Source organism: Acerihabitans sp. (assembly GCF_036398755.1).
In the GTDB taxonomy this organism is placed as follows: Bacteria; Pseudomonadota; Gammaproteobacteria; order Enterobacterales; family Enterobacteriaceae; genus Acerihabitans.
The window spans coordinates 39,082-57,110 of record NZ_DASWOM010000134.1 but is presented as its reverse complement, the minus strand read 5'-3'; the positions used below and the strand labels follow the sequence as shown (position 1 = coordinate 57,110).

The following is an 18,029-nucleotide window of genomic DNA, read 5'->3' as shown; positions in this document are numbered from 1 at the left end:
TATGACCGCGATATATCTGGCTTCCGGCTCACCCAGGCGCAGGGAACTGCTTGCTTTGCTGGGCGTTCCTTTCGACGTGCTGGCCGCCCCGGTTGCCGAACTGCGTCGCGCGGATGAACCCGCGCCGGAGTATGTGCGCCGCCTGGCGCTGGAAAAGGCGCAGGCCGGTGTGGCTGCGGCCCCCGAGCCGCGTCCGGTGCTGGGAGCGGACACCATCGTGGTGCTCGACGGCCGCATATTGGAAAAGCCGCGCGACGGCAGCCACGCCGCCGAGATGTTAACGGCCCTCTCAGGTCAACGCCATCAGGTGATGACGGCCGTCGCCTTCGCCGACGACAATCATCAGCTTTGCCGCAGCGTCGTGACCGAGGTCACTTTCCGCCGGTTGTCGCCGCAGGAGATTGATCGCTATATTGCAACCGGTGAACCCATGGATAAAGCCGGTGCTTACGGCATCCAGGGCTTGGGCGGGGTTTTTGTCAGGGCTATCAATGGAAGCTATCATGGCGTGGTGGGATTGCCGCTGGTGGAAACCGCTGAATTGCTTTGCCAGTTCATTGCTTTACGTAGTCTGAGAGGACAACATGGCTGCTGAATTACTGGTCAATATCACCCCTTCCGAAACGCGGGTCGCTTATATCGATGGCGGTATCCTGCAGGAAATTCACATTGAGCGTGAGGCCCGGCGGGGTATTGTCGGTAATATCTATAAAGGCCGGGTCAGCCGCGTGCTGCCGGGCATGCAGGCGGCGTTTGTCGATATCGGCCTGGATAAAGCGGCATTTTTGCATGCGTCCGATATCATGCCGCATACCGAATGCGTTGCCGGCGAAGAGCAGAAAAACTTCCATGTGCGTGACATCGCCGAACTGGTCAGGCAAGGCCAGGACATCATGGTGCAGGTGGTCAAGGATCCGTTGGGCACCAAAGGGGCGCGTCTGACCACCGACATCACGCTGCCCTCGCGTTATCTGGTGTTTATGCCCGGGGCGTCCCATGTCGGCGTCTCCCAGCGCATTGATAGCGAGGAAGAACGCGAACGCCTTAAACGCACCGTGGCGGATTACTGCGACGAGCACGGCGGATTTATTATCCGCACCGCGGCGGAAGGTATCGGCGAGGAAGAACTGGCCCAGGACGCCGCTTTTCTTAAACGCCTGTGGACCAAGGTCATGGAGCGCAAGCGCCGCAACCAGAGCAAATACATGCTCTATGGCGAACTGGCGCTGGCGCAAAGAATACTGCGCGATTTCGCCGGCGCCGCGCTTGACCGCATCCGGGTCGACTCGCGTCTGACCTTTGATCTGCTGGTGGAGTTTACCGGTGAATATATTCCGGAGATGACCCATAAGCTGGAACATTACAACGGCAAACAGCCGATCTTTGATCTTTATGACGTGGAAAACGAAATCCAGCGCTCCCTGGAACGTAAAGTCGAACTGAAGTCGGGCGGGTATCTTATCATCGACCAGACCGAGGCGATGACCACCATTGATATCAACACCGGCGCGTTCGTCGGCCATCGAAACCTGGATGAAACCATCTTCAACACCAATATCGAGGCCACCCAGGCCATTGCCCGTCAGCTGCGGTTGCGCAACCTGGGCGGCATTATTATCATTGATTTTATCGATATGGTGAATGAGGAGCACCGGCGTCGCGTGCTGCATTCCCTGGAGCAGGCGTTAAGCAAGGACCGGGTGAAAACCGGCATTAACGGTTTTTCCCAGCTCGGCCTGGTGGAGATGACCCGCAAGCGCACCCGGGAAAGTATTGAACATGTGCTGTGCAGCGAGTGTCTGACCTGTCATGGCCGCGGCACGGTGAAGACCATCGAAACCGTCTGTTATGAAATCATGCGCGAGATCGTGCGGGTGCATCACGCTTACGAATCCGACCGTTTTTTGGTATACGCCTCGGCGGCGGTGGGCGAAGCGCTGAAAAGCGATGAGTCCCATGCGCTGGCGGAAGTGGAAATTTTTGTCGGCAAGCAGGTGAAGGTGCAGATTGAACCGCTCTATAGCCAGGAACAGTTCGACGTCGTGATGATGTAGTGAGGCAGATGATTCTGGCCCGGCAAAGTGCAGCACGCGCGGGCGGGAGATAAAAATAAATACTTCCCGCCAACGGTGCGGTGGGAGGCAAGGAGAAAGGCGTGAAGCGACTGCCGGGGATATTGCTGGCCCTTTGTGCAACCCTGATTGTCCTGGTGGCGTTAGCGGTCAGTGCGTTACGCCTGGCGTTGCCCCATCTGGACAGCTTTCGCCCGCAGATTGTCCAAACCATTAACGCCGCCAGCGGACTGAATGTCCAGATCCGCGAGATGAACGGCGCCTGGCAGTCCTTCGGCCCGACGCTCGATATCCGCGCCATTGAATCCGTTACCGCCGATGAACAGTTGCGCATCCAGCGCGTCACGCTCGCCCTGGATGTCTGGCAATCGCTGCTGCACTGGCGCTGGCAATTTCGCGACGTGACGTTTTATCGACTGCAACTGGATTTGAATACCACCCTGTTGGGCCGCGATCATCAGGGCAGCCCGATTAAATCCGATAAGCTTTCCGATCTGTTTTTACATCAGTTCGACCACTTTATTCTGCGCGACAGCGAACTCTCTTTCCTGACACCCTCGGGCGAGCGCACCAAACTTTCGGTGCCCCAGCTGACCTGGCTCAATTCCCGCCAACGCCACCGGGCGGAAGGGCAGATAGCCATGTCCAACGTCGATGTGCCGCAGGGGGCGATCCAGCTGCGCATGGATCTCAATGACGAAAACGGTCTGCTGGACAACGGCAAGATCTATCTGCGCGCCGATGATATCAACCTCAAGCCGTGGTTCAGCCAGTGGGCGCAAAGCCAGACCGGTTTGCTGCGGGCTGATTTCAGCCTGGCCGCCTGGCTGAGTCTGGATCATGGCGATATTACCGGCGGCGATGCCTTTTTCAGCCAGGGGACGGCCAACTGGCGGGACGGGACCCAGGACCATCGCCTGGACGTGGCGAAACTGGCCCTGCGCCTGAGCAAACAGGGGGACGGCTGGCAAATGGACGTGCCGGAGCTGAATGTCACCACCGACGGCGAATCCTGGGCGCCCGGCGCGCTCTCGCTGTTCTGGCTGCCGGAAAAAAACCATCTCTTCGCCCCCGACCGGGCGGGCGAAATCCGCCTGCGGGCGAAAAACCTGGAACTGCAGCGGTTCAGCCCCTTCCTGCCGCTGATATCCATTATCACGCCCAACCTGCGCGCCCGCTGGCAGGATCTGCGGCCCAAAGGGGTATTGTCGACCCTGGCGCTGGATATTCCGCTGAATAACCCGGAAAAAATCCGTTTCCAAAGCGACTGGCGCGATCTCAGCTGGCAGCAGTGGCAACTGCTGCCGGGGATGGATCATGTCGGCGGTTCGGTAGCCGGCACGCTTGCCGCCGGCCGGCTAAACCTGGCGCTGGATAACAGTACCCTGCCTTATCAGGGTATGTTCCGCGCGCCGCTGGAGGTACAGCGGGCCAGGGTTGCCCTTGACTGGCGCAATGATGAGCAAGGGCTGAAGCTATGGGGCAAGGATATCGATCTGCGGGCCACCTCGCTATGGGCGACCGGTGATTTTTATTTCCACAAACCCGTCAATGGCGAACCGTGGCTGGACGTGCTTTCCGGCCTGCGCCTGTACGACGCGGCCCAGGCCTGGCGCTATTTCCCCGAGCCGCTGATGGGCACCCACCTGGTCAATTACCTCACCGGCGCGTTGAAGGGCGGGCAGGTGGATAACGCCACGCTGGTGTTTGCCGGCAATCCCAAACAATTTCCCTTCAAACATAACGACGGGCAATTTGAAGTACTGGTGCCGCTGCGCCACGCGGATTACGAATTCGAACCCGGCTGGCCGCATCTGACCGACCTGGACATCGACCTGGATTTCCTGAACGACGGGCTGTTTATGCGCGCGCCGCAGACCAAACTGGGCGAGGCGACCGGCAGCAATATCGTGGCGGCGATCCCCGATTATTCCAGGGAATTGCTGCTGGTGGATGCGGACATCAACGGGGCCGGCCCGTCCATCGGCGCCTATTTCAACCAGACACCGCTGCAAAAATCACTCGGCTCGGCCCTGGAGGAACTCCAGGTCGGCGGCAATGTTAGTGGGGACTTACACCTATCAATACCCCTGGACGGCAAGCCGGTTACCGCGTCGGGCAAGGTGAATTTGGCGAAAAATACCCTGCTGATAAAACCGCTGGGCACCGCCATGAAAGAGCTGACCGGCCAGTTCCGCTACCATAACGGCAATCTGGACAGCGATCTGCTGTCGGCGCAGTGGCTGGGGCAGCCGGTGGCGGTGCGTTTCAACACGCAAGAGCAGCCAAAAGGCGTTGATATCAATGTCGATATGCAAGGGGACTGGTCGGTGAGCCACTTGTCCGGCCTGCCGCAGCCCATAGCGCAGGCCTTGGGCGGCCATGCCTCCTGGCAGAGCATCATTGCCGTGACGTTGCCGCTGCAAGGCAAGCCGGCGTATAACGTGGACGTTACCGCCGATTTAAAAAATGTAAGCAGTCACTTACCCGCTCCGCTGGATAAACCGGCCGGCCAGCCGTTTCCATTAGCCATCAAGGCCCAGGGCGGCCTGACGGGTTTTACCCTGAGCGGACATGCCGGCAAGAATAACGCCTTCAACAGCGAATGGCAGTTGGGCAAACAGGTCACGCTTGCGCGCGGCGCCTGGGCCGGCGACAACGCCAAGATCCCCCCGCTACCCCAGGGGAAAAGCCTGACGCTGAATCTGCCGGCGCTGGACGGCGAAAAATGGCTGGCGCTGATGACGCCGCAGTCGCGCTCGGTAGGCAAAACGGTAGCCAGCCGGTTTCGTTTCCCGGACGCCCTGACGCTTAATACCCCGGTATTGACCCTGGCGGGCCAGCAATGGCATCAGCTGTCGCTGACGCGCAACAATACCTTCGGCGGCAGCGCCGTGGAGGCGCGCGGCAAGGAAATCGACGGTAAGCTGTTGATAGCCGGCCAAGGCCCATGGCGGGCCGATATCCGCTACCTTTATTATAATCCGCTATGGCCGCAGAGCGGCGCGGCGCAGGAGACGCTGTTTGACAATGACGCCGCGACGAGCGGCTTCAGCGACTGGCCGGCGTTGCAGCTGCGCTGCCAGGAGTGCTGGCTGCTTGGGCAAAACCTCGGCCGGGTCGAGGCCGATGTGACACCGCAGAAAAACACGTTGGCGCTGAGCCATGGCCTGGTGGACACCGGCAGGTCCCGGCTGACGCTTGATGGCGGATGGACCCGCACCGGCCGGCAAAACCTGACCTCGCTCAAAGGCAAGCTAAGCGGAAAAAACATCGGTGAGGCGGCGGATTATATCGGTATCGACACCCCATTGCGCGACGCGCCATTTAACCTGGATTACGATCTGCACTGGCAGTCGGCGCCCTGGGCCCCGGATATCGCCAGCCTGAACGGCGTATTGCATACCAATCTCGGCAAAGGCAAGATAGATAATATCAGCAGCGGCCAGGCGGGCAGGCTGTTGCGCCTGATAAGCTTCGACGCGCTGCTGCGCAAGCTCCAGTTCGATTTCCGCGATACCTTCGGCAAAGGATTCTATTTCGACTCCATCAAAGGCACCGCCTGGATTAAAGACGGCGTACTCCACACCAACGACTCGCTGATCGACGGGTTGGAGGCGGATATCGCCATGAGCGGGCAGGTGGATTTAAACGCGCAGCGCATTGATATGGAAGCGGTTATAGCACCGGAAATTTCCGCAACCGTCGGCGTTGCCGCCGCGTTCGCCATTAATCCGGTGGTCGGCGCCGCGGTATTCGCCGCCAGCAAAGTACTGGCGCCGCTGTGGAACAAAATCTCGGTGATCCGTTATCACATTACCGGCAGCCTGGATGAGCCGAAAATCGAGGAAGTGCTGCGCCAGCCGCGCACGCCTACGGCCAAAGGTAAATAATCAGCCTGGATTTGACGGCGGCGCTTTAATGCCGCAGTCTATAAATATGACTATAACGATTGTTAGTAAAATTATTATTCCAGCCGTTGCTGGCCATTCCATCATCTACAAGAGTGAAAACCTATGAGTCTGACTTTTGTCAGTGAGCAATTACTCGCGGCCAACAACCTGAGTCACGAGGATCTCTTTTCCCTGTTGGGACAGATGACCGAACGCCGTCTGGATTATGCCGATCTCTATTTCCAATCCAGCTACCATGAGTCCTGGGTTATCGAAGACGGCATTATCAAGGATGGATCCTATAACATTGACCAGGGCGTCGGCGTGCGCGCGGTCAGCGGTGAAAAAACCGGGTTTGCCTATGCCGATCAGCTCACTCTCAACGCGCTGCAGCTGAGCGTCAACGCGGCGCGCAGCATCGTCAAGGAACAGGGCAACGGCCGGGTGCATACCCTGGGCGAAGTGCCGTATAAATCCCTGTATCCGCTGCTTGACCCGCTTAACAGCCTGCCGCGTGAAGAAAAAATCGCCTTATTGCATCGGGTGGATAAGGTGGCGCGCGCCGCCGATCCCCGGGTGCAGGAAGTGAATGCCAGCCTGTCCGGCGTATACGAGCAGGTACTGGTGGCGGCCAGCGACGGTACCCTGGCGGCGGATGTGCGCCCGCTGGTGCGTTTGTCCATCAGCGTCCAGGTTGAGCAGGACGGTAAGCGTGAGCGCGGCTCCAGCGGCGGCGGCGGCCGTTTCGGTTATGACTTCTTCCTTGCCAGCGACAATGGCGAGGTGCGTGCCGACAGCTGGGCGCGGGAAGCGGTGCGCATGGCGCTGATTAACCTGTCCGCTGTGGCGGCGCCGGCCGGCGCCATGCCGGTGGTGCTGGGCGCCGGCTGGCCGGGCGTGCTGCTCCATGAAGCGGTCGGCCACGGTCTGGAAGGCGATTTCAACCGCCGCGGCAGCTCGGTGTTCAGCGGCCAGATGGGGCAACTGGTGGCCTCGCCGTTATGTACCGTGGTGGACGACGGCACGTTGGCCGGCCTGCGCGGTTCGCTGGCCATTGATGATGAAGGGGTGCCGGGGCAGTATAATATGCTGATTGAAAACGGGATCCTCAAAGGGTATATGCAGGATAAGCTCAACGCCAGGCTGATGGGCGTCGCGCCCACCGGCAACGGGCGCCGCGAGTCTTACGCCTCGCTGCCGATGCCGCGCATGACCAATACCTATATGCTGGCCGGCCAGTCCACCCCCGAGGAGATCATCGCCAGCGTCGAATATGGCCTGTATGCGCCCAATTTCGGCGGCGGCCAGGTGGATATTACCTCCGGCAAATTCGTGTTCTCCACCTCCGAGGCCTATCTCATCGAAAACGGCCGGGTAACCAGCCCGGTAAAAGGGGCGACGCTCATCGGCTCCGGCATCGAGGCGATGCAGCAAATCTCGATGGTCGGCAACGATCTGGCACTGGACAAAGGAGTTGGCGTCTGCGGCAAGGAAGGCCAAAGCGTGCCGGTCGGCGTAGGCCAGCCCACGCTCAAGCTTGACAACCTCACCGTCGGCGGCACCGCCTGAGTCCTGCTCCGTCGGGATATCAGAACATGGTATCCTGGCGGAACGCCTGATAAACCGCCGTAACATTGGTAAAATACTCCTGCAGGGCGTTGATGCACACCTGCACCTTCAGCGGTAACTTGTCTTTTTGGGTATAGACCGCATACACCGGCCGCGGGTCGGAAAGATAGCGACTGAATAATATCTCGACGTTGCCCTGTTTGATCTCATCCAGTACCCACATTATCGGCACATAGGCGATGCCTGCACCGGCGGTCAGCCAGCGGATCAGCGTCTGCGAGTCGTTGGTGGCGAAGCGGCCCTGCGGCGCCAGATGCAGGGTAATGCCCTCCGGCGCCACCAGCTCGAATTCGCTGTCCGGCCTGACGTCATATTCCAGCCAGGAAAAATTGACCATATCGCTGGGTTTTTCCGGCGTGCCATGGGTCGCCAGGTAATTTTTGGCGGCGCATACCACCATCGGCATGGCGCCCAGACGCCGAGAGAACAGGCTTGAATCCTGTAACGCCCCCACCCGCACCACCAGATCCAGGCCGTCGGCAATCAGGTCCGGCGCCGGTATGCCGGTCACCAGGTTAACCGACAGGCCCGGATACTCCTTGAGCATATCGGCGGTGATGGTCGCCAACACATTATGGGCCATGGTGGAGGAACTGCCGACGCGCAGCGTGCCGATGGGGGTGTTGTTAAAGGCGTAAAGCTGTTCATGCACTTCCTGGAACTCCAGCAGCATGCGGCGGCAACCCTGGTAATAAATCTTGCCGGCCTCGGTCAGGCCCAGGCTGCGGGTACTGCGGTTTAGCAGCTTCACCTGGAGTTCGTTTTCCAGTTTCGCCACGGTCTGGCTGACGGACGACACGCTCATCTGCAACTGCCGGGCGGCGGAGGTAAAAGAGCCGCCTTCCACCACCTTGGCAAACACCATCATGCGTTTCAGTCTTTCCATTGTTAACTCTGAGTGAAAAGTGATTTAGATCACATAATATTGAAAACCCTTGTAGGTAAGGCTTATTATATACCCATCGGTCCATCAGAACGCTGGTCGCCACGCTATATTTCATCGGCCTTTATCGCATTGAAATAAACAGTAACATTATGTGTGTCTCCGCGCCATGCCGTCTCCAGGCGTTTTATCCGCCGGTCATTTCCATCGATCACCTTTCCGGGTTCTATACTTAGCCGCGTTCATCTGCGCGTATGCCGCCCGCGATCGCCGGGTGAATCAGACGGCGTGTGAAGCGCCATTGGGGACTGCGGCCACGGTTAACGGTAAAAGGTAAGGAAAAAGTCATGAGTTTGCTGCCGGTTATGGTGATCTTCGGCCTGTCGTTCCCACCGGTATTTTTTGAACTGCTGGTGTCGATGGCGGTGTTCCTGTTACTACGCCGCGTATTGCAGCCGACGGGAATTTACGATTTCGTCTGGCATCCGGCCTTGTTTAATACCGCGTTATATTGCTGCGTGTTTTATCTGATTTCGTGTCTTTTCGTTTGAGGTCGCTGTGAAAACTGTCGTAACAAAAATAATCAGGATGGCGATTACCCTGCTGTTGGTCTTGATTGCCGCCGTCGCCATTTTCCGGGCATGGACGTTCTATACCGAATCGCCCTGGACGCGGGACGCCAAGTTCACCGCCGATATCGTGGCGATTTCGCCGGATGTCAGCGGCCTGCTCACCGATGTGCGGGTGAGCGATAATCAGCTGGTGACGCGCGGTCAGGTACTGTTTGTGGTCGATCAGCCGCGTTATCAGCAGGCGCTGGACGAAGCCCAGGCCGATGTGGATTATTACCAGGCCCTGGTGGCCGAGAAACGCCGCGAGGCGGGACGCCGGCTGCGGTTGGGCACCAATGCCATGTCGCAGGAAGCCATCGACCAGTCCAGCAATGATTTGACCACCGTCGGCCATCAGCTGGCAAAAGCGGTGGCCGTCAGGGATCTGGCGAAAATCGACCTGGATCGCACCACGGTGCGCGCGCCCGCCGAAGGCTGGATAACCAACCTCAACGTCCACGCCGGAGAATTTATCACCCGCGGCACGGTGTCGGTGGCGTTGATCAAGCGTAACTCTTTCTACCTGCTGGCCTATATGGAAGAGACCAAACTGGAAAAAGTGCGCCCGGGCTTTCGCGTGGAAATCACGCCGCTCGGCAGTAACCGGGTGCTGTACGGCACGGTGGACAGTATCTCCGCCGGGGTGACCAACAGCAGCAGTTCGGTGGATGCCAAGGGTATGGCGACCGTGGATTCCAATCTGGAATGGGTACGTCTGGCCCAGCGGGTGCCGGTGAAAATCCGCCTCGACGCGCAGCAGGGCGATCTTTATCCGGCCGGCACCACCGCTACCGTGGTCATCACAGGCAGTAAAGATCGCGACCGGCGCGAGCTTTCGCCGATGATGCAGCTGATGCATCGCCTGCGCGAGTTCGGTTAAGCGGATGGCCCGATAATGTTGCAACTGCTGGCGCCGATATTTTTCCGCTGCCGTTTTGCGGTCAAGCTGACCTTCGCCATACTGCTGGCGCTGTTCCTGGGGTTTCATTTCCAGCTGGAAACGCCGCGCTGGTCGGTGCTCACCGCCGCCATCGTCGCCGCAGGCCCGGCCTTTGCCGCCGGCGGCGAGCCGTTTGCCGGCGCCATACGCCATCGCGGCATGCTGCGCATCGTCGGCACCTTTATCGGCTGCGCCGGGGCGCTGGTGATCATTACCCTGACCATCCGCGCCCCGGTGGTCATGCTGCTGTTAAGCTGTATCTGGGCCGGCGGCTGTATGTGGATTTCCACGCTGGTGCGGGTGCAGAATTCTTATGCCCTGGGACTTGCCGGGTATACCGCGCTGATTATTATCGTCAGTATTCAAAGCCAGCCCCAGGTCACGCCGCAGTTCGCCATTGAGCGCTGTAGCGAAATCGTGCTGGGCATCGTTTGCGCCATCCTGGCGGATATCCTGTTTTCGCCGCGCTCGATAAAACAGGATATCGACCGGGCGGTGGACCAGTTGCTGCTGGATCAGTACCGGCTGCTTTTCCTGTGCATCAACGGCGCGGCGAAAGAAGCGGTGGATAAGGCCTGGGGCGATTTGGTGAAATCGACCGCCGCCCTTGACGGCATGCGCGGCAACCTGCTGATGGAATCTTCGCGCTGGCAGCGCTGTAGCCGGCGTCTGCGGGCGATTAACACCCTGTCGCTGACCCTGATAACCCAGGCCTGTGAAACCTTCCTTATTTTACAGGTGCGGCCCGATTTTATTCAGCCGCATCTGCGGCGGCTGTTAAACGAACCGGTGCAGGGCGTGGGGGATATTCACAAACGCATGAAGCTGATGCGCCAGGTGATTGCCACCACGCCAGCCCGTGATATCCCACAGGTTCTCTATACCTGGGTGGGCGCGGCAACCCGTTTTCTGCTGTTGGCGAAAGGGGTCAACAACAATACGCGCATCAGTAAAATCGAGGAACAGGTGCTGGTGGATCAGGTGATTATCACCGCCCCTTCCGCCGAGCGGCATCACGCGATGATTAACGGGCTGCGCACCGGCGTCGCCACCGCGCTGGGATGCCTGTTCTGGCTATGGACCGGCTGGACGTCGGGCAGCAGCTGCATGGTGATGATCGCGGTGGTGACGTCGCTTGCCATGCGTCTGCCCAATCCCTGGATGGTGTGCAAGGATTTCATGATCGGCATGACGGCGGCGCTGCCCCTTGGCGCGCTGTATTATATGGTGATCATGCCCGCCACCCAGCAAAGCATGCTGTTGCTGTGTATTGCGCTGGGGGCGCTGGCGTTTATCATCGGCATCGAGGTGCAAAAACGTCGTCTCGGCAGCCTTGGCACCCTGGCGGGGACGATTAATGTGCTGGTGCTGGCAAATCCCATGAGTTTTTCCATAAACACCTTTCTCGACAGCGCCATAGGCCAGATAATCGGCTGCGGCCTGGCTGCGCTGGTGATCCTGCTGATCCGGGACGGTTCCAAGGCGCGTATCGGCCGGGTATTGCTGAACCGGTTTGTCTACGGCGCGGTATCGGCCCTGTCCACCAATAAGATCCGGCGCCGGGAAAATCATCTGCCGGCGCTGTATCAGCAACTGTTTCAACTGCTATCGCTGTTCCCCACCGATATCGCCAAATACCGTTTGGCGCTGACGCTTATCATTATCCACCAGCGCCTGCGCCTGGCGGATATTCCGGCCAATGCCGATCTCTCGGCCTACCACCGCCAGATCCGCGCCACCGCCGACCGGGTACTGGTCAGCCGCAGCGCCATTCGCCGCGGGGAACATTTCGACCAATTACTGGCGGAATTGCGCATTTATCATGACAAACTGCTTCACTACCAGGCCACGCCCGATATCACCGAATCGGTGCGGCGCCTGACCGACACGCTATTGCGCTACCGCCACGCCCTAAGCGATTAACCCGCCGGGACGGCTTTCACCCAACCCGGCCGCCCCATCGTGCAACCAGCATCTATACTTAAACCATATTTCTTACGCCGCGGCGCCCGCGCAGGCCGATGTCCCGCGCAGGCCGGGGCGTAAATCGGCAAATACACGCCTTTCCTGACGGAGGGCGCAAAAAGGAGGATAACAATGAGCGAGCACTTACACCTACAGGACCACCCGCTGTTCAAAACCGGCTATCTGGTCAACGGCGAATGGCTACGCGCTCGGGACACCTTTGACGTCATAAATCCGGCCACCGGCAAGCTCATCGCCCAGGTGGCCAAAAGCGGCAAACGGGAAACCGAGGCCGCCATCGCCGCCGCCGACGCGGCGTTTCCCGCCTGGCGCGCAAAGACCGCCAAGGCGCGTTCTGAAATCCTGTACCGCTGGTACCAGCTGATAATGGAAAACCAGCAATACCTGGCCCGGCTGATGACGGCGGAACAAGGCAAGCCGGTTAAGGAGGCCGAGGGCGAAGTCGCCTATGCCGCAAGCTTTATCCAATGGTTCGCCGAGCAGGCCAAGCGCGTTAACGGCGAGATTATTCCGCCGGCCAAAGCCCATTCACGCATTTTCGCCACCCGCGAGCCGGTGGGTGTGGTGGCGGCGATTACGCCCTGGAATTTCCCCCTGGCCATGCTGACGCGCAAGCTGGGTCCGGCGCTGGCGGCGGGCTGCACCGCGCTGATAAAACCGGCCAACAATACGCCGCTGTCGGCATTCGCCCTACTGGCGCTGGCGCAGCAGGCCGGCGTGCCGGCAGGCGTGCTTAACGGTGTCGCGGGGGATACCCACGCCATCAGCGACGCCATCATGGCAAGCGATCGGGTGCGTAAGGTGACATTTACCGGTTCCACCGAGGTGGGCAAGACGCTGATGCGCAACGCCGCCGACACCATGAAAAAGGTCTCCATGGAACTGGGCGGCAACGCGCCGTATATCGTGTTTGACGATGCGGACATCGACGCCGCGGTACAGGGCGCCATCGCCAATAAATTTCGCAATGCCGGGCAGGTATGCGTCAGCGTCAACCGTTTTTATATTCAATCCGGCGTCTATGACGAATTTGTTTCCCGCCTGGCGGGCAAGGTGGAGCGGCTAAAGGTCGGCAACGGCATGGATCCGGAGGTGGTGGTCGGGCCGTTGATTAACCGAGCCGGCCTGGAAAAAACGCAGGAGCACGTCGCCGACGCATTGGCCAAGGGCGGAAAGGCCGTAGCCGGCGGCAAGCCGCACCAGCTTGGCGGCAATTTTTTCCAGCCGACGGTTATCAGGGACGCCAGCGAGGAGATGAAGCTGGCGCACGAGGAAACCTTTGGTCCCGTGGCCGCCTGTTTCCGCTTTGACACCGAGGAGGAGGTGATCCAGCGCGCCAATAATACGCCGTTCGGGCTGGCGGCCTATTTTTACAGCCAAAATCTACAGCGCGTGTTCCGCGTATCAGCGGCGCTGGAAAGCGGCATGGTGGGGGTGAATGAATGCGCGGTGTCCACCGAGGTGGCGCCGTTTGGCGGCGTGAAGGAGTCCGGACTGGGCCGGGAAGGCTCCGTTCTCGGCATGGACGATTACCTGGAAGTGAAAACGCTGCATATTGGCGGTTTATGATAACTCTTTTTGCGCTATATCCGGGAAACGGTCTATGGCATGCTGGCACAATAGTGGGCAAGCTACAATTGATAACCTGCGGTGCGGAGAAAGATTGATGGGTAAAGTGTCCTTTGATTTTAACCAGATACCCGATCTGCCGGCCTTTTACCGCGATTTTGGCCGTCAGCTGTCCCTAAGCGAACCGTGCGCCGCCAATCTGGATGATTTATGGCAAACCGTGACCAGCCGGTTGCCGTTGCCGATGGAAATAGAGTTCTTGCATCTCAGCGCATCAAAAAAACGCCGCTTCGGCGCCCTGATACTGCTGTTTGACGAGGCGGAAGAAGAACTGGACGGCCGGCTGCGCTTTAACCTGCGCTGACGCCCGGCCTATTTATCGCCGGCGATGGTGCGCAGGTACTGGAAAATCTGGCGTGATGTTTTGGCGGGTTTGTTGGCCGCTTTTTCTTTTTGCGCGTTACGCACCAGGGATCGCAACTGCTGCCTATCCGCCTCGGGATACAGGGCCATCACTTCATCCACCACGTCGTCACCCTGCTCTATCAGGCGGTCGCGCAGGTTTTCCAGCTTATGGAACAGGGTAATTTGCTGATTGTGGCGGTTTTTCAGCTTATCCAGCGCCTGCTGGATAGGCTCGGGATCGCGTGCGCGCAGCATTTTGCCGATAAGCTGGATCTGGCGGCGGCGTCCCTCTTTTTTGATGCGTTGCGCCAGCTCTATGGCGGCGAGCAGGTCATCGTCCAGCGGTATTTTTTCCAACGCGTTTTTGCCGAGATCGACCAGTTCGACGCCGAGCTCCTTCAGGGCTTCGGCATCGCGTTTGATCTCGCTTTTGCTGACCCAGATAATCTCGTCATCGTCTTCGTCGCCGGGCTGCGCCGCGGGCTGTTCGTCTTGCCAGTCTTCCGGTTGTTTACTCATGATACGGTTCCTCAAAAAGAGGCTAATCCTAACAGGTTGCGCGGGAGGATCCACGCCCTTATTTTACCGCACCCTCGGTAATACCATGAATAAATCTGCGCTGGAACAGTAAAAATATCGCCACCAGGGGCAATATGGCAATGGTGGCGCCCGCCATCAGCACCGGAATATTGATGGTATTGCGATTCTGGAAAAACATCATGCCGATAGGCAACGTGCGCAGTTCCTCTTTATTAACCAGTATCAGGGGGATCAGAAATTCATTCCAGGTCCAGATGAACAGCAACAGGGCCAGGGTGGATAAGGTGGGTACGATGGCCGGGACCAGCAGGCCGCACAATATTTTCCAGCGGCTGGCCCCGTCCATCACCGCCGCTTCCAGGAGTTCTTTCGGCACCTGTGAAAAAGCGCTGGCCACCATCAGGGTGGTAAAAGGGATCGACATCGCCACCTGCGGCAGGATCAATGCCAGGTAATTATTATTCAGGCCGAGCCAGTGGATCTCGTGATACAGCGGGATGATATAGGCTTCCGACGGCAGCACCATGCCGATGGATAGCAGGAATGCGATGAATTTTTTCGCCGACAGCCGTAAAAAGGCGAAGGCGAAACCGGAGGGGATGCCCGCCAGCAGGCTGATGATAATCACCGGGAATACCACCAGCACGGAATTGGTAAAATAGATTTGGAAATGGCCGTCGCGCCAGGCGGAAACATAATTGGCAAAACTGAGGCGGGAAGGTAGGGTAAAAACGCCCTGGAACAGTTCGGTCTGTGTTTTGAACGAGGTTAATAACGCCAGGGCGAACGGCAGGATGGTAAGGAGGGCGAACAGCCACAGCAAGCCCCGGGTAGACCATGGAATACCGCGCATTAACGACGCTCCCGAATAGCAAGGTGAATGAATCCGTTGATAATGAAGACCAGCCCCATGCCGACAATCGCCACCGCCGAGGCATAGCCGAAATGGCGTAAATCAAAACCCTGCTGGAACATGTAAATATTGGTCACCAGGGTAGAGGTGCCGGGACCGCCGCGGGTCATCACATACACCAGATCGAAGGCCTTGATGCCGGCAATCACCGTCAGCAGCAGCGCGACGCGGATTTCCGGCAGCAATGAGGGCAGGGTAATGCGCATAAACTTTTGCCGATGGGACGATCCTTCCAGCTCGGCGGCTTCCAGCAACGAGGGGTCCATGCGCTGGATGCCCGCCATAAACAGCACCAGGCAAAAGCCGAAGAAATACCAGGTGGCCACCATGCCCACCGCCGCCAGCGCCCAGTCGAAATCGCCCAGCCAGGCGCGTGCCATGTGCGGCAGCCCAATGACGCGCAACAGCTGATCGATAGGACCGAACGCCGGGTTATACAGCCAGCGCCAGACCACGCCGAGCACCGCCATCGGCATGATATACGGCAGGAAAAACAGGATGCGCAGCAAACTGCGCTCGGTGGGCCGCGAGGCGCTGAGGAAACTGCATAACGCCAGGCCGATGATAATCGGGAATAAAGTATAAAACAGCAGTAGCAGAGCGTTATTGCCGATGGAGATCCAGAATACCGGATCAAGCAGCATGCGGATGTAGTTGCCAAGGCCAATGAAGACCGGCCATGAGGTGCCGTCCCAATCGGTCAGGCTGGTCCAAAAGGTTATCAGCAGGGGTATCAATAAAAACACGCAGTAGATAAGCAGCGATGGCAAAATATACAGCATATTTTGCGAACTGGACTTATTAAACATTGATACGCCTCTTGATGAGAAAAAAAACAACCGCCGTCCCGGCCGCGATAATCCGCGGGCCGGGACGGCGGCCAAGGGTTAATGCTTCAGTGTCTTGATGTATTGCTGATAGTTCTCGTCCAGTTTGTCGGTCAACTGCTGCGGGCTTTCCTTACCCGCCAGCAACAGCTGCACATGCTCTTGCAGCGCGCCGATCATGGTGGGGGTGGCCCAGTCGATATAATGGCCCAGGCCGTCATAGTCGCTGACCTTGATCCAGACCCGGTAGATTTCGGCCAATAACGGATTATCGGCCGGGATCTTGGCGTTTTTATCGGCGCTGGCCGGCAGGAAGCCCGCCTTGAGCCAGGCCTCCGCCATTTGGTCGGACACCAGGTAATCGATGAATTTAGCCGCGATATCACGCTGCTGCCGGGTTTTGGCGGTCGAGGTTATCGAGAACGGTAAATCGGTGCCCCCCACCATCAGCGGTGATGTTACGCCTGGGAACGGCGGCAGGTCGGCAAAGTGAATGTCCTTGTTTTCCTGCAACTGCCCCATGTACCAGGTGCCGCTGATAAAAAAAGCCGCCTGGCCGTTCTGGAAAAGCGTAGCGGCGTCATCGTTGCCGATGCCCTGGTAGCCGGGGAAGAAATACCCTTTGTCGGCCCAGGTTTTCATCATGGTGGCCGCCTTAAGCAGCTTTGCGTCATGGAAGGTGCCGCCCTTGCCGTAGATCAGATCGTCAAGCGGCTTACGATCCTTACTGTCGATCTGATCCTGCCAGAGCATCATCAGCAAATGGGGACCGCCGTTGCTGTCAAGCAGTCCCATCATCAGGGGCGCAATGCCCTGCTGCTGCAGTTTCGGCAGGGCCGCCTCAAATTCGTCCATATTTTTGGGCACCGCGACGCCCGCCTGATCGAGCAATTTCTTGTTGTAATACAAGCCGACCATTTCCCCCAGGCTCGCCACCCCGTAAAGATGGCCTTCGCCGAAATCATTATGATCCGACCAGCGGTTGCGTTTAAGAATGGAGGCCGGGAACCGCTGCTCCCAATGATAGGTTTTGGCGTAATCATCCAATGAATAGAGCAGTTTTTCATGTACCAGCGCGCCCATATCGCCGCCGCCCTGATTGACCTGCGCCACCTGCGGGCCTTCGCCGGACGTCAGCGCCAGCTTCAGGGGAATGCGCGTATCGGCGGATGCGTGGACTGAACGGTCGAGCCTCAGGCCGGGATTTTGCTGCTCAAACCGGGTAACGGTTTGTTTCATCAAGGCATCCTGGGCGGGATAGTTCCAGACATCCCAGGTGGTGAGGGTTTCGGCATGCGCGGCGCCGAGCGCGCAGAGACCGAGCAGGCTTCCCGCCAGCGCCAGCCTGATGCGATGGAGGGAAAGTCCGTCCGCGCCGGAGGATGACCGGCGGTAAGCTTTGACTGAATGGGACATGGGGTTCTGACCTCCATCACAGGGAAACAAGGCTATTCCGCCGGGAATAAAGCAATATCGATTCACCGGCGAAAAGCGGCTGACAGGTTGTCCTTTAATACTTACTTTAGGATAAAAATAAAGTCAATATTCTTTTATTTATCGGCTGTCCTGTGCGGATACAGCATAAAAGGACTGGATAAATGATGAATGGAAGGATAATTGTGAGATAAAACCGCATCGGTACAGTGTTACCGCCCGCTATTTCCAATAGACAGTGGTGTAATTTTTTATTTTGTAATTCATGAAGTTATTTATTGTTCCATCGTTTTATCTTATGGACAAACGCCTCATCAACGCCATATT

At 58.3% G+C, this 18,029-nt stretch carries 14 protein-coding genes; 9 read left to right on the top strand and 5 right to left on the bottom strand.

From position 1 onward, the window contains the following. Position 1: 1 nt before the first annotated feature. The 4 genes from VGC33_RS21970 (at position 2) to tldD (ending at position 7,534) form a co-directional block, all read left to right on the top strand. Positions 2–595 carry a Maf family protein gene (locus tag VGC33_RS21970; protein WP_331122894.1) on the top strand — a complete coding sequence of 198 codons (594 nt, stop codon included), beginning with the start codon at positions 2–4 and terminating at the stop codon, positions 593–595. After that, the gene (rng, locus tag VGC33_RS21965) at positions 585–2,054 is read left to right on the top strand and encodes a ribonuclease G (protein ID WP_331122893.1); all 1,470 of its coding nucleotides are present in this window, start codon (positions 585–587) and stop codon (positions 2,052–2,054) included. The genes VGC33_RS21970 and rng overlap by 11 nt, the downstream gene beginning before the upstream one ends. Before the next feature lie 101 nt (positions 2,055–2,155). Next, the gene (yhdP, locus tag VGC33_RS21960) at positions 2,156–5,965 is read left to right on the top strand and encodes an AsmA2 domain-containing protein YhdP (protein WP_331122892.1); all 3,810 of its coding nucleotides are present in this window, start codon (positions 2,156–2,158) and stop codon (positions 5,963–5,965) included. A 123-nt stretch (positions 5,966–6,088) separates the two neighbouring features. After that, positions 6,089–7,534, top strand: a complete 1,446-nt coding sequence (tldD, locus tag VGC33_RS21955; protein WP_331122891.1) for a metalloprotease TldD — start codon at positions 6,089–6,091, stop codon at positions 7,532–7,534. A gap of 19 nt (positions 7,535–7,553) precedes the next feature. On the opposite strand, the gene aaeR is transcribed toward tldD, so the two are convergent. Then, positions 7,554–8,480 carry an HTH-type transcriptional activator AaeR gene (gene aaeR / locus VGC33_RS21950; protein WP_331122890.1) on the bottom strand — a complete coding sequence of 309 codons (927 nt, stop codon included), beginning with the start codon at positions 8,478–8,480 and terminating at the stop codon, positions 7,554–7,556. 344 nt (positions 8,481–8,824) lie between these two features. On the opposite strand from aaeR, the gene aaeX reads away from it, so the two are divergent. From aaeX to VGC33_RS21925, 5 genes are all read left to right on the top strand, one after another. Then, the gene (gene aaeX, locus VGC33_RS21945; protein ID WP_331122889.1) at positions 8,825–9,028 is read left to right on the top strand and encodes a p-hydroxybenzoic acid efflux pump operon protein AaeX; all 204 of its coding nucleotides are present in this window, start codon (positions 8,825–8,827) and stop codon (positions 9,026–9,028) included. A gap of 37 nt (positions 9,029–9,065) precedes the next feature. Further along, positions 9,066–9,968 carry a p-hydroxybenzoic acid efflux pump subunit AaeA gene (gene aaeA, locus VGC33_RS21940; protein ID WP_331122912.1) on the top strand — a complete coding sequence of 301 codons (903 nt, stop codon included), beginning with the start codon at positions 9,066–9,068 and terminating at the stop codon, positions 9,966–9,968. Between the two features lie 15 nt (positions 9,969–9,983). Further along, entirely contained in the window at positions 9,984–11,951 is a 1,968-nt protein-coding gene (gene aaeB, locus VGC33_RS21935; protein ID WP_331122888.1) for a p-hydroxybenzoic acid efflux pump subunit AaeB, read from the top strand. 174 nt (positions 11,952–12,125) lie between these two features. Then, positions 12,126–13,583: an NAD-dependent succinate-semialdehyde dehydrogenase gene (locus VGC33_RS21930; protein WP_331122887.1), complete on the top strand. Its 1,458-nt coding sequence runs from the start codon at positions 12,126–12,128 to the stop codon at positions 13,581–13,583. 97 nt (positions 13,584–13,680) lie between these two features. Then, on the top strand, positions 13,681–13,947 hold the full coding sequence (locus VGC33_RS21925) for a barstar family protein (protein ID WP_331122886.1): 267 nt from the start codon (positions 13,681–13,683) through the stop codon (positions 13,945–13,947). 8 nt (positions 13,948–13,955) lie between these two features. Here VGC33_RS21925 and yjgA read toward each other — a convergent pair whose 3' ends face one another. The 4 genes from yjgA to VGC33_RS21905 form a co-directional block, all read right to left on the bottom strand. Next, the gene (gene yjgA / locus VGC33_RS21920; RefSeq protein WP_331122885.1) at positions 13,956–14,507 is read right to left on the bottom strand and encodes a ribosome biogenesis factor YjgA; all 552 of its coding nucleotides are present in this window, start codon (positions 14,505–14,507) and stop codon (positions 13,956–13,958) included. Positions 14,508–14,565: 58 nt separating this feature from the next. Then, positions 14,566–15,381 (bottom strand): carbohydrate ABC transporter permease, encoded by an 816-nt coding sequence (locus VGC33_RS21915; protein ID WP_331122884.1) that lies wholly within the window; start codon positions 15,379–15,381, stop codon positions 14,566–14,568. Next, positions 15,381–16,250 carry a carbohydrate ABC transporter permease gene (locus VGC33_RS21910; protein WP_331122883.1) on the bottom strand — a complete coding sequence of 290 codons (870 nt, stop codon included), beginning with the start codon at positions 16,248–16,250 and terminating at the stop codon, positions 15,381–15,383. The genes VGC33_RS21915 and VGC33_RS21910 overlap by 1 nt, the downstream gene beginning before the upstream one ends. Before the next feature lie 78 nt (positions 16,251–16,328). After that, the gene (locus tag VGC33_RS21905) at positions 16,329–17,684 is read right to left on the bottom strand and encodes an extracellular solute-binding protein (RefSeq protein ID WP_331122882.1); all 1,356 of its coding nucleotides are present in this window, start codon (positions 17,682–17,684) and stop codon (positions 16,329–16,331) included. Positions 17,685–18,029 lie beyond the last annotated feature (345 nt).

What these genes read in the sequence shown, in the direction of transcription:
- VGC33_RS21905 (WP_331122882.1), bottom strand. Translation starts at nt 17,684, where the DNA reads ATGTCCCATTCAGTCAAAGCTTACCGCCGGTCATCCTCCGGCGCGGAC.
- aaeA (WP_331122912.1), top strand. Translation starts at nt 9,066, where the DNA reads ATGGCGATTACCCTGCTGTTGGTCTTGATTGCCGCCGTCGCCATTTTC.
- VGC33_RS21910 (WP_331122883.1), bottom strand. Translation starts at nt 16,250, where the DNA reads ATGTTTAATAAGTCCAGTTCGCAAAATATGCTGTATATTTTGCCATCG.
- VGC33_RS21930 (WP_331122887.1), top strand. Translation starts at nt 12,126, where the DNA reads ATGAGCGAGCACTTACACCTACAGGACCACCCGCTGTTCAAAACCGGC.
- yjgA (WP_331122885.1), bottom strand. Translation starts at nt 14,507, where the DNA reads ATGAGTAAACAACCGGAAGACTGGCAAGACGAACAGCCCGCGGCGCAG.
- aaeR (WP_331122890.1), bottom strand. Translation starts at nt 8,480, where the DNA reads ATGGAAAGACTGAAACGCATGATGGTGTTTGCCAAGGTGGTGGAAGGC.
- VGC33_RS21915 (WP_331122884.1), bottom strand. Translation starts at nt 15,381, where the DNA reads ATGCGCGGTATTCCATGGTCTACCCGGGGCTTGCTGTGGCTGTTCGCC.
- aaeX (WP_331122889.1), top strand. Translation starts at nt 8,825, where the DNA reads ATGAGTTTGCTGCCGGTTATGGTGATCTTCGGCCTGTCGTTCCCACCG.
- VGC33_RS21925 (WP_331122886.1), top strand. Translation starts at nt 13,681, where the DNA reads ATGGGTAAAGTGTCCTTTGATTTTAACCAGATACCCGATCTGCCGGCC.
- aaeB (WP_331122888.1), top strand. Translation starts at nt 9,984, where the DNA reads ATGTTGCAACTGCTGGCGCCGATATTTTTCCGCTGCCGTTTTGCGGTC.
- tldD (WP_331122891.1), top strand. Translation starts at nt 6,089, where the DNA reads ATGAGTCTGACTTTTGTCAGTGAGCAATTACTCGCGGCCAACAACCTG.
- rng (WP_331122893.1), top strand. Translation starts at nt 585, where the DNA reads ATGGCTGCTGAATTACTGGTCAATATCACCCCTTCCGAAACGCGGGTC.
- VGC33_RS21970 (WP_331122894.1), top strand. Translation starts at nt 2, where the DNA reads ATGACCGCGATATATCTGGCTTCCGGCTCACCCAGGCGCAGGGAACTG.